Source organism: Nocardioides sp. BE266 (genome assembly GCF_031457855.1).
Taxonomy (GTDB): Bacteria; Actinomycetota; Actinomycetes; order Propionibacteriales; family Nocardioidaceae; genus Nocardioides.
Genome location: NZ_JAURTI010000002.1, coordinates 811,749 through 826,516, shown reverse-complemented (window position 1 = coordinate 826,516; position 14,768 = coordinate 811,749). Strand labels below are relative to the sequence as shown.

12 protein-coding genes are annotated in these 14,768 nt (G+C 71.3%); 4 read left to right on the top strand and 8 right to left on the bottom strand.

All coding sequences use genetic code 11. From position 1 onward, the window contains the following. Positions 1-17: 17 nt before the first annotated feature. Positions 18-1,193: a CoA transferase gene (locus J2X46_RS08330; protein WP_310249073.1), complete on the bottom strand. Its 1,176-nt coding sequence runs from the start codon at positions 1,191-1,193 to the stop codon at positions 18-20. 4 nt (positions 1,194-1,197) lie between these two features. Next, positions 1,198-2,550: an SLC13 family permease gene (locus J2X46_RS08325; RefSeq protein WP_310249071.1), complete on the bottom strand. Its 1,353-nt coding sequence runs from the start codon at positions 2,548-2,550 to the stop codon at positions 1,198-1,200. A gap of 120 nt (positions 2,551-2,670) precedes the next feature. Between J2X46_RS08325 and J2X46_RS08320 the strand changes: the two genes are divergently transcribed. After that, positions 2,671-3,372, top strand: coding sequence for a FadR/GntR family transcriptional regulator (locus tag J2X46_RS08320; protein WP_310249069.1), 702 nt, complete (start codon positions 2,671-2,673; stop codon positions 3,370-3,372). Beyond that, entirely contained in the window at positions 3,369-4,139 is a 771-nt protein-coding gene (locus tag J2X46_RS08315; protein ID WP_310249067.1) for a sulfite exporter TauE/SafE family protein, read from the top strand. The genes J2X46_RS08320 and J2X46_RS08315 overlap by 4 nt, the downstream gene beginning before the upstream one ends. Here J2X46_RS08315 and J2X46_RS08310 read toward each other — a convergent pair. Then, positions 4,125-5,009, bottom strand: a complete 885-nt coding sequence (locus tag J2X46_RS08310) for an SDR family NAD(P)-dependent oxidoreductase (protein WP_310249065.1) — start codon at positions 5,007-5,009, stop codon at positions 4,125-4,127. The two genes, J2X46_RS08315 and J2X46_RS08310, sit on opposite strands and share 15 nt — an antisense overlap. Positions 5,010-5,019: 10 nt before the next feature. Further along, positions 5,020-9,873, bottom strand: coding sequence for an NAD-glutamate dehydrogenase (locus tag J2X46_RS08305; protein ID WP_310249063.1), 4,854 nt, complete (start codon positions 9,871-9,873; stop codon positions 5,020-5,022). Positions 9,874-10,011: 138 nt separating this feature from the next. Here J2X46_RS08305 and J2X46_RS08300 point away from each other — a divergent pair, with 138 nt between their 5' ends. Further along, complete coding sequence (locus J2X46_RS08300) at positions 10,012-10,482, top strand: DUF2505 domain-containing protein (protein WP_310249061.1); 471 nt, start codon at positions 10,012-10,014, stop codon at positions 10,480-10,482. Here J2X46_RS08300 and J2X46_RS08295 read toward each other — a convergent pair. The 4 genes from J2X46_RS08295 to J2X46_RS08280 all read right to left on the bottom strand — a co-directional run bounded on the left by J2X46_RS08295 (position 10,479) and on the right by J2X46_RS08280 (position 14,171). Beyond that, positions 10,479-10,610, bottom strand: coding sequence for a hypothetical protein (locus J2X46_RS08295; protein WP_310249060.1), 132 nt, complete (start codon positions 10,608-10,610; stop codon positions 10,479-10,481). The two genes, J2X46_RS08300 and J2X46_RS08295, sit on opposite strands and share 4 nt — an antisense overlap. A 95-nt stretch (positions 10,611-10,705) precedes the next feature. Continuing rightward, complete coding sequence (pruA, locus tag J2X46_RS08290; RefSeq protein ID WP_310249058.1) at positions 10,706-12,334, bottom strand: L-glutamate gamma-semialdehyde dehydrogenase; 1,629 nt, start codon at positions 12,332-12,334, stop codon at positions 10,706-10,708. A 44-nt stretch (positions 12,335-12,378) separates the two neighbouring features. Continuing rightward, entirely contained in the window at positions 12,379-12,723 is a 345-nt protein-coding gene (locus J2X46_RS08285) for a DUF6912 family protein (RefSeq protein WP_310249056.1), read from the bottom strand. Next, positions 12,720-14,171 carry a wax ester/triacylglycerol synthase family O-acyltransferase gene (locus tag J2X46_RS08280; RefSeq protein WP_310249055.1) on the bottom strand — a complete coding sequence of 484 codons (1,452 nt, stop codon included), beginning with the start codon at positions 14,169-14,171 and terminating at the stop codon, positions 12,720-12,722. Before J2X46_RS08280 ends, J2X46_RS08285 begins: the two co-directional genes overlap by 4 nt. A 193-nt stretch (positions 14,172-14,364) precedes the next feature. Here J2X46_RS08280 and J2X46_RS08275 point away from each other — a divergent pair, with 193 nt between their 5' ends. Continuing rightward, positions 14,365-14,766 (top strand): hypothetical protein, encoded by a 402-nt coding sequence (locus J2X46_RS08275; protein WP_310249053.1) that lies wholly within the window; start codon positions 14,365-14,367, stop codon positions 14,764-14,766. The last annotated feature ends 2 nt before the right edge of the window (positions 14,767-14,768 follow it).

The window sequence follows — 14,768 nt, the reverse complement described above, 5'->3', positions numbered from 1 at the left end:
AACGTCGTGGGGTGTACTCATGCGCCGCCTCCGCCGACCCACGCGCGGATCTCGTCCGCGTGCTCGTCGAGCAACGGGGGCGCCGAGTGGTCCTTGCGGGTGACCTCGGTGCCGGCGGCGTCGAAGAACCGCAGCGGCGGGCCGGGAAGGGTGAGGTGGCCGAGCGTCGTGTGCTCGACGTCGAGGAGCAGGCCCTGGCTGGCGACCTGGTCCCACTCGTAGACCTCGTCGAGGGTGCGGACCTTGCCTGCCGGCACGCCGACCTCGGCCAGCCGGGCGAGCAGCGGCTCGGAGTCCCAGTCGGCGAAGGCCTCCTCGACGACGGAGATCACGCGGTCACGGTTGCCCACGCGCTCACCGTTGGTGGCGAGCCCGGCGGCGTCGGGGTCGAGCCCGAAGCCCGCGCAGAACTTCTTCCAGAGGCCCTCGCTGCCCAGCGCGATCTGCACCGCGCCGTCGCGGCAGTGGAAGAGCCCGTAGGGCGCGATGGACGGGTGGTGGTTGCCCTGTGCCCGGCCGACCTCGCCGGCCACGGTCCAGCGCGTGCCCTGGAAGGCGTGCACGCCGACGACCGAGGCCAGCAGCGAGGTGCGGACGACGGTGCCCTTGCCGGTGGCGTGCCGCTCGTGCAGCGCGGCGAGCACGCCGTAGGCGCCGTACATCCCGGACAGCAGGTCGGCGATCGGCACGCCCACGCGCTGCGGGTCGTCGGGCCCGGAGCCGGTGAGCGACATCAGGCCCGCCTCGCCCTGGGCGATCTGGTCGTAGCCCGCGCGCCCGCCCTCGGGCCCGTCGTGACCGAAGCCGGTGATCGAGAGGACGACGAGCCGCGGGTTGCGGCGCATCAGCTCCTCGATGCCGAGGCCGAGCCGCTCGAGGACGCCGGTGCGGAAGTTCTCCACCAGCACGTCGGCGCGGTCGACCAGGCCGAGCAGGACGTCCTTGTCGGCCTCGTCCTTGAGGTCGAGCGCGATGGACTCCTTGTTGCGGTTGGTGCACAGGAAGTACGTCGACTGGCGCGCGTCGGGCTCGCCGACGAACGGCGGCCCCCAGCCGCGGGTGTCGTCGCCGCTGCCGGGCGCCTCCACCTTGATCACGCGGGCACCGAGGTCGCCCAGCATCTGGGTGGCGTGCGGCCCGGCGAGGGCGCGGGTGAGGTCGACGACGAGGAGGTCGGAGAGGGGTCCGGTCATGGGTTCACCATCCAGGGAGGACGAGGGCGGCCCACACGAGGAGCGGGCCGACGAGGGTGACGATCGTGGCGTAGCCGAGGATCTGCTTGTAGTAGGTGCTCTCGTCGATCGTGTCCGGCTTGTTGGCCAGCATCAGGGCGCCGTTGGTGGAGAACGGGCTGACGTCGACGATGGTCGAGCTGACCGCGAGCGCCGCGACGAAGAAGCCGGCCGACAGGCCGCCCTCGGCGACGAGCGGGATCGCGATCGGGATGATCACCGGCAGCAGCGCGGTGGAGGAGGCGAACGCCGAGACGACGCCGCCGACGTAGCAGAGGATCAACGCGCCGATGGCGGCCGCACCGAGCCCGGCGGCCCACTTCCCGACGAACTCCGGGGAGCCCGCGGTGGTGAGGATCGTGGCGTACGTGCTGACGCCGGCGACGAGGAGGACGGTCGGCCAGGCGATCTGCTTGACGGTGTCCTTGTAGGCCTTCGGCGTGAGGATCGAGAGCACGACCGCCGCGGTGATCGCGGCGAAGCCGATGTTCTTGTCGAAGGCCAGGGCGACGACCGCGACCGCGAGGAAGGCGATCAGGGTGAGGACGTGCTCGAGGGTCGTGCCGGCGTCACCGGGGTTGGGGGTGCCGGTCGTGGGCGTGGCTCCGGTCGCCGAACGGGCGTCCGAGCGGTCGGGGTGCACCCGCCGGCCGCCGTCGCCCTCGGTGGACGCGCCGACCTGGACCAGCTCACCGTCGCCGTCCATGCGCAGCGTGAGCAGCTTCCGGCCGCCGAGCACCACGAAGAGGATTGCGGCCATCACGGTGTTCACGGCCAGGCTGGAGAAGAAGATGGTCAGGTGCGAGGCGCCGAGACCGGCGTCCTCCATGACCGAGTTGGTGATCGTGCCGTAGATCGAGATCGGCGAGAAGCCGCCGGCCTGCGCGCCGTGCACGACGAACATGCCCATCATCAGCGGGCTGATGCCGTAGCGGCCGGCGAAGCCCAGCGCGATCGGGCCGATGATCGCGCACGCGGCCGGGCTGGCCGCGCCGATCGCGGTGATGACCGCGGTGACCGCGAACATCACCCACGGGATCAGCGCCACGCGACCGCCCACGGACGCCACCGCCGTACGGACGATCAGGTCGACCGTGCCGTTCTGCCGGGCGATGGCGAAGAGATAGGTGACGCCGATCAGGGTGAGCACCAGGTCGGCGCTGATGCCGGCGAGGATCTCCTTCTCGTCGAGCCCCAGTGAGTACATGCCCACCAGCCACGCCGCGACGTAGGCCAGGGCGCCCATGTTGATGGGCAGCAGCGTGCCCACCACGAACAGGGCGACCAGCGCGAGGATCGCAATCCATTCCGGACCCATGGGTCCACCTCCGAGTCGATGTCCGAGCCGGCACGGAGGGACGGGGGTGACCCTCACCACATGCTTGGCTCAGTGGCCTAGCCAATAGCACAATGAGCCACCAGTCAATAGGGTGTCCCCATGTCCGACTCCTTCCCCCCGCGACTGATGCGGACCCGGCTCTACGAGCAGGTGGCCGGCCAGATCTCGTCGTGGATCGCCGACAACGGGCTGCAGGCCGGCGACAAGCTGCCGCCCGAGCGCGAGCTCGCGCAACGGCTCGGGGTGAGCCGCGCGACCCTCAGCCAGGCGCTCGTCGCGCTCGAGGTGGTGGGCGTGGTGGAGGTACGCCACGGCGACGGCACCGTCGTGACCGCGCGCCAGCAGCAGGCGACCCGCATCGTCGAGGCGATCCGCAGCCACGCCGACCGGCTCCCGGAGGTCATCGAGACCCGCGACGCGCTCGAGACCAAGATCGCCGCCCTCGCGGCGAGCCGCCGCACCGACGACGACCTCGCCCGCATCGACGACGCCCTGGCCGCGATGGAGGCCGACATCGAGGCCGGCGGTCGCGGTGTCGAGGGCGACGAGCGCTTCCACGGCGCGGTCACCGCGGCCGCCCACTCGCTGCTGCTCGCGCGGCTGATGGACGAGATCGGCGACCTCATCAAGGAGACCCGCATCGAGTCGCTCGGCCAGCCGGGTCGCCCGCAGGACTCCCTCGCCGGGCACCGAGCGATCGCCGAGGCGATCCGCGCCGGCGACCCCGAGGCGGCGTCCGAGGCCATGCACGCCCACGTGGCGATGGTCAGTGACGTCGCCCTCCTCCGCGAGCAGCCGTGACCGCACTCGACGCGGTCCTGGTCCTGGCGACCGGATTCGGTGCCGGCGTGCTCTCGTCCACCGTCGGCGTCGCCTCGCTGCTCAGCTTCCCGGTCCTCGTGGGACTGGGCCTGCCGCCCGTGGTCGCCAACGTCTCCAACACCCTCGGGCTGATCCCGGGCGGCCTCGGAGGCGTGCTGGGCTACCGCGACGAGGTGCGCGAGGCCGGCCCGGTCGCGAAGGCGATCGTCGTCGTCTGCGCGCTCGGCGCGGTCCTCGGCGCCGCGCTCCTGCTGGGCCTGCCGCCCGGCGTCTTCGAGGCGATCGTGCCGTTCCTCATCCTCTTCACCTGCCTGCTGGTCGGCGTGCAGCCCCGCATCGCCCGTTGGCTGCGGGCGCGCCACGAGGAGCGGCACGGCGAGGCCCTCGCCGAGCGGCGGCACATGTCCCCCGCCACCACGGTCTTCGCGACCATCACCGGCGTCTACGGCGGCTACTTCGGCGCCGGTGCGGGCGTGATGATGGTGGCCGTCCTCGGCATCGGCACCGACCTCGAGCTGCGCATCGTCAACGGCCTCAAGACGCTGTCGCTGATGGTCGGCAACATCGTCGCCGGGCTGATCTTCGTCGTCGTCGCCGACCCGCGCTGGGACGTCGCCGCGCTGCTGGCTGCCGGCTCGCTCGTCGGGGGCTACGTCGGCGCCCGCGTGGGTCGCAAGCTGCCCGACGCCGCGTTCCGCTGGGCCGTCGTCGCGGCCGGCATCGTGGCCGCGCTACTGCTGTTCTGAGACCTCAGGCGTTGCACCCCGGGCGGCCGCCGAGTCCGGCACCGACCGGTGGAAGCGCGCCATCAACGCATCGCTGAGCCGCGGCGCGACCACGTTGACCACACCACCGATGCGGCCCGGCACGGTGTCCCACGTGACCGGCCGGTCCTCCAGCGCGCGCACCACCTTCGCGGCGGCCTGCTCGGCGCTCATGCTCGTGCGGTTGTCGTAGGCGTCGGTCGGCACCACCATCGCGGTGGCGACCAGGGAGAACCTCATGTTGGTGAACGTGACGCCGTCGTCGTACGTCTCCCGGCCGGCGATGCGCGACCACGTGTCGAGCGCGGTCTTGGAGGCGATGTAGGCGGCGAACTTGGGCGCCTTCATCTGCACGCCCCACGTGACGATGTTGACCACGTGTCCGAAGCCCTGCGCGCGCATCGCCGGCAGCAGGCCCATGGTCAGCCGCAACGGACCGAAGTAGTTGATCGCCATGGTGCGCTCGAAGTCGTGGAACCGGTCGTAGGACAGGTCCAGCGAGCGCCGGATCGAGCGGCCTGCGTTGTTGACGAGGTAGTCGACCGTGCCGACGTCGGCGAGCACCCGCTCCACCAGCGCGTCGATCGCGTCGAGGTCGGTCAGGTCGCAGGTGTACGACGACGCGCGCCCGCCCGCGGCCTCGATCGAGGCGCGGACCCGAGCGAGCTCGTCGGCCCGCCGGGCGACCAGCACCACGTGGGCGCCACGCGCGGCCACCAGCAGCGCGGTCGCCTCGCCGATGCCGGAGCTCGCCCCGGTGACCAGCACCGTCCGACCGGCCAGCGGGCTGGGACCGCCCCGGCCCGCCAGCCTGCGCAGCCGGGCCCGGGGCGTGACCCAGAGCAGTCCCATCAGGCCGCCATCAGGACAGCAGGCCGCGCACCACGCGCAGGCCGACCGACAGGCGGGCCAGCTCGGCGGTCTCCTCGCGGCAGATCTCCTCGAGGGTCGCGGCCGAGCGGCCGACCAGCTCCTCGTCGGAGTTCTCCCACGCGGCGACGCGGGCCGGTGCCGGGTCGTCGGCGCTGGTGGTCTCCAGCACCTGCGCGGTGAGCTGCTGGTGCACGCCGTAGAGGTCGTCGCGCACCGCGGCCCGGGCCATGGTCTGCCAGCGGTCGTCGCGCGGCAGCGCGAAGATCCGCTCGACCAGCGCCGGCAGGCCGAGGCGCTCGCCCAGCGCGAAGTGCACGCGGGCCACCTCGACCGGGTCGAGACCGAGCCGGTCGGCGGTCTCGACGATGCCGAGCAGGGCGTAGGCCGGTGCCAGCACCGCGACCCGCGAGGCCAGGTCGTCGGAGACGCCCTGGTGCGTGAGCCGGCCGGCGCGGGCGACGTAGTCGTCGAGCTCGTGGCCGCTCATGATGCTCGGCAGCTCGGCCATCACGGCCTGCACCCGCTCGCGGAAGAACTCGACAGTCGCACCCGAGTCGAGAGGCGGGCGCCGGGTGGTGACCAACCAGCGCGAGGCGCGCTCGACCAGGGTGCGCATCTCGATGCGCATCCGGGTCTGCCGCTCGGCCGGCACCTGGTTGTCGAGGGCCGCGATCTCCTGCCGCAGCTGCAGCGAGCCGAAGATCTCCCGCGCCACGAAGTTCGCGCGGGTCAGGTCGGCCGCGCTGGCCCCCGTCTCCCCCGCCAGTCGCGGCCAGAAGGTCATGCCGGCGCCGTTGACCAGGTCGTTGACCACCTGGGTCACGATGATCTCGCGGCGCAACGGGTGCTCCTCCATCGCCGTCTCGAGCTCGGGCTTCATCCGGCTCGGGAAGTAGGCCAGCAGGTCGTCGCGCAGATAGGGGTCGTCGGGCAGGTCGGACTCGACCAGCTCGTCGGCGAGCACGATCTTGGTCCACGCCATCAGCACCGACAGCTCGGGCCCTGACAGCGCCTGCTTGCGGTCGAGGCGACGGCGTACCTGGCGGGTGGACGGCAGCCCCTCGAGGTCGCGGTTGAGCACCCCGCGCTTCTCCAGCGCGCGCATCCAGTCCTCGTGCACGTGCAGCAGCGAGGGCGCGTGCGCCTCGGCGTTGGCGAGGGCGAGGTTCTGCTCGTAGTTGTCGCGCAGCACGAGCGCGCCGACCTCGTCGGTCATCTCCGCGAGCAGCTCGTTGCGGGCGGGCTCGTCCATCCCACCGGCCCGTACGACCTTGTCGAGCAGGATCTTGATGTTGACCTCGTGGTCGGAGGTGTCGACGCCGGCGGAGTTGTCGATGAAGTCGGTGTTCATCCGACCGCCCTCGCGGTTGGCGCCGTAGCGGGCGTACTCCACGCGACCCAGCTGGGTGAACCCCAGGTTGCCGCCCTCGCCGATGCACTTGGCGCGGAGGTCCTCGCCGTTGACGCGGATCGCGTCGTTGGCCTTGTCACCCGCGTCGGCGTTGGTCTCCTCCGACGACTTCACGTAGGTGCCGATGCCGCCGTTCCAGAGCAGGTCCACCGGGGCGAGCAGGATCGCCTTCATCAGCTCGGCGGGCGTCATCGCGGTGACGCCGGCGTCGAGGCCGAGCACGGCGCGCGCCTGCGCGGAAACCGGGATCGACTTCGCCGAGCGCGGCCACACGCCACCGCCCTCGGAGATCAGGGAGGTGTCGTAGTCCTTCCAGCTGGAGCGGGGCAGGTCGAAGAGCCTGCGGCGCTCGGCGTACGACGACGCGGCGTCCGGGTCGGGGTCGAGGAAGATGTCGCGGTGGTCGAACGCCGCCACCAACCGGGTGTGCTCGGAGCAGAGCAGGCCGTTGCCGAAGACGTCGCCGGACATGTCGCCGATGCCGACCGCGGTGAAGTCCTCGGCCTGGCAGTCGACGCCCATCTCGCGGAAGTGGCGCTGCACCGAGACCCACGCGCCCTTGGCGGTGATGCCCATCGCCTTGTGGTCGTAGCCGACCGAGCCTCCGGAGGCGAAGGCGTCGCCGAGCCAGAAGCCGTAGTCCTTCGCGACGCCGTTGGCGATGTCGGAGAACGTCGCGGTGCCCTTGTCGGCGGCGACGACGAGGTAGGAGTCGTCGCCGTCGTGGCGTACGACGTCGCGCGGTGGCACCGTCTCGCCGTCGACGAGGTTGTCGGTGATGTCGAGCAGGCCGGAGATGAAGGTCTTGTAGCAGGCCACGCCCTCGGCCAGCCACGCGTCGCGGTCGGACGGGTCGGGCAGCTGCTTGCAGAAGAACGCACCCTTCGAGCCGACCGGCACGATGACGGTGTTCTTCACCATCTGCGCCTTGACCAGGCCGAGCACCTCGGTGCGGAAGTCGTCGCGTCGGTCCGACCAGCGCAGGCCGCCGCGGGCCACCGGCCCGAAGCGCAGGTGCGAGCCTTCGACGCGCGGGCTGTAGACGAAGATCTCGTAGCGCGGGCGCGGCTCGGGCAGGTCGGGGATCGCCGACGGCTCGAGCTTGAACGAGATGTACGGGTGGACCTCGCCCTCGGCCGTGCGCTGGAAGAAGTTGGTGCGCAGCGTCGCTCGGATCAGCGTGCGGTAGGAGCGCAGGATGCGGTCGTGGTCGAGGCTGACCACGTCGTCGAGGGCCTTCGCCAGCCGCTCCTCGATCGCCTCGACCTTGGCCACCCGCGCCTCGGCATCGGCCTCGAGCGCGCGGTCGCTGCGGCCGGGGTCGAAGCGCGACTCGAAGAGCTCGACGAGCAGCCGGGTGATGTCGACGTTGCTGCGGAGCGCCTCCTCGATGTAGTCGAGGGCGAAGGGCGAGTTGCCCTGCTTGAGGTACTTGGCATAGGCCCGGAGCACGGTGGCCTGCCGCCACGTCAGCCCGGCCGCCAGCACGAGCTGGTTGAAGCCGTCGATCTCGTTGTAGCCGTCCCAGACCGCGCGCAGCGCCTGGGCGAACAGCTGCCGCTCGTGCGGCGGCAGCACCCGGCCGTGGCGCAGCCCGAACTCGTAGATGTACGACGGCCGCGACAGGCCGGCGAGCTCGTACGGGCGCTCGTCGACGACCTCCACGCCCATCGAGGTGAGCATCGGGAGCATGCTGCTCAGGGAGAGCGGCTCACCGACGCGGAAGACCTTGAGCCGGGACTCGCCGCGGCGGTAGGTGCCGGCCTTCTCGTCGGTGTCGAAGAGCGCGAGGTCGATGCCGTCGTCGCCCTCTATGGCCTCGATCCGGCCGAGGTCGGCGGAGCCGCGCTGCGGCCCGTAGTCCTCCTTGTAGGCCTCGGGGAAGGCGTCGGCCCAGGCGCGGGCGAGCCGCGAGCCGCGGTCCTCGCCGTGTTCGCTGACCACGGCTGCCACGAAGTCGTCGCGCCACGAGCGGGACGCCTCGATCAGCCGGCGCTCGAGCTCGGGGACGTCGATCTCGGGGATCTGGCCGCCCTTGGGCGGGTGGACCACGAAGTGCACGCGCGCGGTCGTCGACTCGTTGACCCGGGCGGTGAACTCGACGTGCTCGCCGCCGAGGTCGTCGCGCAGGATCTCGGAGAAGCGCTCGCGCACCGCGGTGCTGTAGCGGTCGCGCGGGAGGTAGACGAGGATCGAGACGTAGCGGCCGTAGGTGTCGCGGCGCACGAAGGCGCGCAGCTGGCGACGCTCGCGGGCGAACATCACGTCCTGCACGACCGGCGCCAGGTCGGCCGGCGAGGTGTGGAAGAGCTCGTCGCGCGGGTAGTTCTCCAGCGTGTCCATGAGGGCCTTGCCAGCGTGGCTGCGCGGGTCGAACTCGGCGCGCTTCATCACCTCGGTGACCTTCTCGCGCAGCACCGGGATCCGGGTCACCGACTCGGTGTAGGCGGCGCTGGAGAAGAGGCCGAGGAAGCGGCGCTCCCCCACGACCTCTCCGTCGGGGCCGAACGTCTTGACGCCGACGTAGTCGAGGTACGCCGGACGGTGCACCGTGGCGCGGGAGTTGGCCTTCGCGAGCACGAGCAGCGTCTTCTCGCGCGCCTTGGCCTTCACCAGCGGCGGCAGCTTGGCGAAGGCGCTCGAGAGGTCCTGGTCGTGGCGCAGGATGCCGAGCCCCGAGCCGGGCACGGCGCGCAGGCCGCACTCCTCGGGCGCACCCTCCTCGGCCTCGAGCTGGTACTCGCGGTAGCCCAGGAAGGTGAAGTGGTCGTCGGCCAGCCAGCGCAGGAAGTCGCGGCCCTGCCGGACCTCCTGGGCCGGCAGCGGCGGCGGGTTGTCGTCGAGCTCGGCGACGACGGCCAGCGCCTGGGCGTGCATCTTGTCCCAGTCCTCGACCGACTCGCGTACGTCGCGCAGCACCCGCTGGAGCCCTGCCGTGATCTCGGCGGCCTCCTCGTCGTCGGTGCGGTCGATCTCGACGTGCATCCACGACTCGGTGCCGGCCTGGTCGCCGGCCTGCGGCTCGTGGGCGTGGACGTGCTGGAGCTCGCCGGTGATGTCGCGCTCGACGTTGAACTGCGGGTGGATCACCGCGTGGACGTTGTGGCCGAGGCGGCTGAGCTCCATGCCCACCGAGTCGACGAGGAACGGCATGTCGTCGGTGACGACCTCGACCACCGAGCGGCCCGACGCCGACCAGCCGGCGTCTGCGATCGTCGGGGTCACGACGCGGACGGCCGCGGTGCCCTGTGGGCGCGACGCGGCGAGCTCGCGGTGCGAGGCCAGGGCGCCGAACAGGTCCTCCGGGGAGCGCTCTGCGACCTCCTCCGGAGCCACGTGCCGGTAGTAGGCACGGAGCAGGTCACCCCACTCGGGGCGCTCCTCGGTCGCTGCGTCGAGCTGCTGGTCCTTGGTCTCCTCCGGCGTCGCCACGCTCCGACCCTAGAACCCGTCGTGTGAGCCTCACAACACAGGGTCCTACCCGCGCGTCACGTCCGCATCTCGGCCATGATGGGCGGGCAGTCCGACCCTGATTGACGACACGACGACGACACAGAATGCGGTGGTTCGATGAGCACGAAGCTCACCAAGCAGCTGACGTACGACGCCCCGGCCGAGGCCGTGGCCGCGATGCTCGACGACCAGGCCTTCCGCGAGGAGGTGCTGCGCCAGCAGAAGGTCGTGCGGGGCTCGGCGACGATCGACGGCGACCTCGTCACGATCGAGCAGGTCCGCTCGTCGGCCGACCTGCCGTCCTTCGCGGCCAAGCTGGTGGGTGACGAGATCGTGATCGTGCAGAAGGAGACCTGGACCTCCCCGACGGGCTGCGACGTCGAGCTCTCCATCCCGGGCAAGCCCGGCGAGGCGGTCGGCACGATGGAGCTCGTGGAGTCCGGCGGCACCACGACCGAGCAGGTCGACCTGGTGCTCAGCGTCCGGATCCCGCTGGTCGGCGGCAAGATCGAGTCGCTGGTCGCCGGGCTGTTCAAGGAGGCGCTCGACATCGAGCACCGCGTCGGCGTGGAGTGGCTGAAGCGCTAGTCCTCGTCGATGTGCTCGCGGCTGCGCAGCCAGACCACGATCCCGAGCACCACGAACGGCCCGAAGGCCAGCAGGAGCGTCAGCCCCTGCTCGAAGGGGTGCAGTGCACCCATGTGGAGTGGGATCACTGCTCGATCCTCTCACCCGGCGTCGTCCAGGTGATCGGTGGTCGTGCGGCGGTCATCTGACCGTCATGCCGGACTCGCGCCGCACGACGACCCGGTCAGCCCTGGTGCGGGTAGAGGTGCTCCTTCGGGGGCACGAAGTTCTCCTTGATGGAGCGCGGCGAGGTCCAGCGCAGCAGGTTGACCGCGGCGCCGGCCTTGTCGTTGGTGCCCGAGGCGCGCGCGCCGCCGAAGGGCTGCTGGCCCACGACCGCGCCGGTCGGCTTGTCGTTGACGTAGAAGTTGCCGGCCGCGAAGCGCAGCGTCTTGCGGGCCCACGCGATGGCAGCGCGGTCCTGGGCGATGATCGCGCCGGTGAGGGCGTAGGGCGCGAACGACTCCATCTGGTCGACGACCTTCTCGAAGCGGTCGTCGTCGTAGACGTGGACGGCGAGGATCGGGCCGAAGTACTCGTCGGAGAACATCTGGTCGGTCGGATCGGTCGACTCGATGATCGTCGGGCGCACGAAGTAGCCGACCGAGTCGTCGACCTGGCCGCCGGCGAGCACGGTGAGGTGCTTCTGCCGCTTCGCCCGCGCGATCGCGGCCTTGTGCTTGGCGAACGCCCGGTCGTCGATCACCGCACCCATGAAGTTGGTCAGGTCGGTGACGTCACCCATCGTCAGCGCCTCGGTGTCGGCGATGAGCTGGTCCTTGATCTTGGCCCAGACCGACTTCGGGACGTAGGCACGCGACGCCGCCGAGCACTTCTGGCCCTGGAACTCGAACGCACCGCGGATCATCGCCACGCGCAGCACGTCGGGGTCGGCCGAGGGGTGGGCGACGATGAAGTCCTTGCCGCCGGTCTCGCCCACGATGCGCGGGTAGGAGCGGTAGCCGGAGATGTTCTCCCCGACCGTGCGCCACAGGTGCTGGAACGTCGGGGTGGAGCCGGTGAAGTGGATGCCGGCCAGGTCGCGGTGCGAGAGCGCCACCTTCGACACGTCGAGGCCGTCACCGGGCAGCATGTTGATGACGCCGGGCGGCATGCCGGCCTCCTCCAGCAGCTCCATCGTCAGCGACGCGGCCAGCTGCTGCGTCGGCGAGGGCTTCCAGATGACCGTGTTGCCCATCAGCGCCGGAGCGGTGGGCAGGTTGCCCGCGATCGCGGTGAAGTTGAACGGCGTGATCGCGTAGACGAAGCCCTCGAGCGGGCGGTGGTCGGTGCGGTTCCAGATGCCCGGGCTGTTCGCGATCGGCTGGTCGGTGAGGATCTGCTTGGCGTAGTGGACGTTGAACCGCCAGAAGTCGATCAGCTCGCACGCCGCGTCGATCTCGGCCTGGAAGGCCGTCTTCGACTGGCCCAGCATGGTGGCGGCGTTGAGCGTCTGGCGCCACGGGCCGGCCAGCAGGTCGGCGGCCTTGAGGATGATCGCGCAGCGCTCGTCGAACGGCATCGCGCGCCACGCCGGCGCGGCGTCTGTGGCGGCCTTGACCGCGGCCTCGGCGTCCTTGGTCGTGGAGTTCTTGAACGTGCCGAGCACGTGGGCGTGGTCGTGGGGCTGGACGACCTTCATCTCCGCCCCGCCACCGTTGCGTCGCTTGCCGCCGATCACGGCGCGCAGGGAGTGCTGCTTCTTCTCCAACCGGGCCAGCTCGGCGACGAGGGTCTCCCGCTCCGCGCTCCCGGGGGCATAGGTCAGGTTCGGCTCGTTGGTGGGAGCCGGAGGAAAGGTGATCGCGTCCATGCGGCTGATCGTGTCAGAGAGGCGCACGCGCCTCAAAGTGGCCGTCAGAGGGAGCCGAGCAGGTCGCCGATCTCCTGCGTGGCCCACCACGCCAGGTCGTCGTCGGGATCCGCGTCGTCGCGGTCGTCGACGTGCACCGCGACCACGTCGCGCCAGGTGATCGGACCCTCCGCGGTGGCGGTCTCGGCCACCACCACGACACGTCGCCGCCGACCGTCCGGCAGCCCGGCCAGGAGCTCGGCCGAGGCGTCCGCGGCGGTCATCAGGGCGGCGTACTCGGTCTCCTCGCCGTCGTCGTCGGCGACCACCGGGTCGAGGACCTCGGGGCCGTCGGCCTCCCACTCGTCCGCGAGGCGCGTGAGGGTGCTGGGGAGGTAGCGGCGGGTCACCTGCGTGCCTTCCGGCCCGACCCGCCCCTGCCCCGCGGGGCGCGCGGGCGGGTGTCGGATGCGGAGTCCTTGAGCTCGTCGAGCGCCTCGAGCACGCACTGGCCGAGGGTGTCGGCGTCGGGTACGGCGTCGCGGTCGGCGGTGATGCCGTAGAACACCCCGCCGTCGTACGACGTCACGCCGATGGCGAGCGGGTGGTCGGGCAGCAGCGGGTGCACCGGGTAGGACTCCAGCATCCGCGCGCCGTCGGCGTAGAGCGGGAACTGCGGGCCCGGCACGTTGGTGATCGAGACGTGGAAGCCGTGGCGCAGCTCCGCGGCCGCGAGGCGCGAGCCGAGCGCGTGGAACGTCGTCGGCGCGAAGCCCGCGATCCCGGACAGGCGGCGTGCGGAGACCGCGCGGCCGTTGTCGCGGTGGGCCTTGAGGTCGTAGCTGACCTGGTGCAGCCGGACCACCGGGCTGGGCTCGCTGATCGGCAGGTTCACGAGGTGGCCCTTGATCTGGCTGCCGAGCGAGGTCGCCTCGAGCTCGTCGTCGATGACCGACATCGGCACGATCGCCTTGATGGTCTTCAGCCCGCCCATCGACTCGGCGCGGGTCATCAGCCAGCCGCGCAGGCCGCCGGCCAGCGTGGCGAGGATGACGTCGTTGACCGTGCCGCCGTGGACCTCACGGATCGCGCGGTAGTCGGACAGCTCGGTGCGGATCGCGAGGAAGCGGCGCTGCTGCGACAGCCGGCGGTGGACCGGGGTCGAGTGCACCGGGCCACGCCCGGCCAGCGCGTTGGCGACCTCGGCGACCCGGGCGCCGGTGGCGCTGGCCTGGCGGCCCACCGCCTCGGCGTTTGCGCGCGTCGTCGACCACAGGGTGCGTGGGCTCTCCAGCGTGTCGGTCACCGCGTTGAGCGCGGCCGCCACCGGGCCGGCCGTGCGGTGCGGGCGCCAGTCGTCGTCGTGCCCGAGCGTGGAGCGGTCGGGTGAGGTGTCGAGCAGCACCTGGCCGATGTCGACGGTCTCGCGGCCGTCGACGAGGATCTGGTGGCTCTTGGTGAGCAGCGCGACGCGGCCGCCCTCGAGGCCCTCGACGAAGTAGCACTCCCACAGCGGCCGGGTGCGGTCGAGCGGGCGGGACGCGATGCGGGCGACGAGCTCGCGCAGCTGGTCCATCGTGCCGGGTCGCGGCAGCGCCGAGCGTCGTACGTGGAAGCCGAGGTCGAAGTTCTCGTCGTCGACCCAGGCCGGGTTGGCGAGCCGCCCGGGCACCAGCTGGAGCCGCTGGCGGTAGCGCGGGACGAAGGCGATGCGGTCGGCGATCAGCTGCACCAGCCGGTCGTGGTCGAAGCCCGAGTCGCCCGGGTCGAAGATCTCGACCGTGGCGTTGTGCATGGGCGTCGTGGGGGACTCGGCGGCCAGGATGGCCAGGTCCCGCGGCCGAAGCCGAATACTCATGCACGTACTCGCTTCGCTCCGTGCGCGCATGAGGCACAAGTCACGCCGTGCTGCATGACTCGCTCGCTGCGCTCACTCATGTGGTGCCCTCTCGTCGGTGGCGCTTGTCCCGCATGGGATTCTGGCAGAGCATGTGACCCGACCGGTGTCGTGGTCACCGTCACGTGGCATTCGTCGTCTGAAGGAGAAGTCTGTGTCCCGTCGCGGCCTGTCGCGCCTCGCCCCGCTCGCCCTCGTGCTCGCCCTCGGCCTCTCGGCCTGCGGCGGCAGTGACGACGACACCCCGTCCTCGCAGTCGAGCGAGTCGCCGAGCAGCTCCTCGAGCAGCGGCGACGCCGTGGCCGTCACCGTGACGCGCGACGGCGACACCTTCACCCCCAACGGCGAGCGGGTCGAGCTCGAGGTCGGCCAGACCCTCGACCTCACGATCACCTCCGACGTGGCCGGCGAGCTCCACGTGCACAGCACGCCCGAGCAGGAGATCGCCTACGACGCCGGCACGAGCGAGCACGAGATCACCATCGACCGACCGGGCGTCGTCGAGGTGGAGAGCCACGAGCCCGCCTCGATCATCCTGCAGCTCGAAGTCCGCTGAGG

What these genes read in the sequence shown, in the direction of transcription:
- J2X46_RS08280 (WP_310249055.1), bottom strand. Translation starts at nt 14,171, where the DNA reads ATGAGTATTCGGCTTCGGCCGCGGGACCTGGCCATCCTGGCCGCCGAG.
- pruA (WP_310249058.1), bottom strand. Translation starts at nt 12,334, where the DNA reads ATGGACGCGATCACCTTTCCTCCGGCTCCCACCAACGAGCCGAACCTG.
- J2X46_RS08325 (WP_310249071.1), bottom strand. Translation starts at nt 2,550, where the DNA reads ATGGGTCCGGAATGGATTGCGATCCTCGCGCTGGTCGCCCTGTTCGTG.
- J2X46_RS08300 (WP_310249061.1), top strand. Translation starts at nt 10,012, where the DNA reads ATGAGCACGAAGCTCACCAAGCAGCTGACGTACGACGCCCCGGCCGAG.
- J2X46_RS08330 (WP_310249073.1), bottom strand. Translation starts at nt 1,193, where the DNA reads ATGACCGGACCCCTCTCCGACCTCCTCGTCGTCGACCTCACCCGCGCC.
- J2X46_RS08320 (WP_310249069.1), top strand. Translation starts at nt 2,671, where the DNA reads ATGTCCGACTCCTTCCCCCCGCGACTGATGCGGACCCGGCTCTACGAG.
- J2X46_RS08310 (WP_310249065.1), bottom strand. Translation starts at nt 5,009, where the DNA reads ATGGGACTGCTCTGGGTCACGCCCCGGGCCCGGCTGCGCAGGCTGGCG.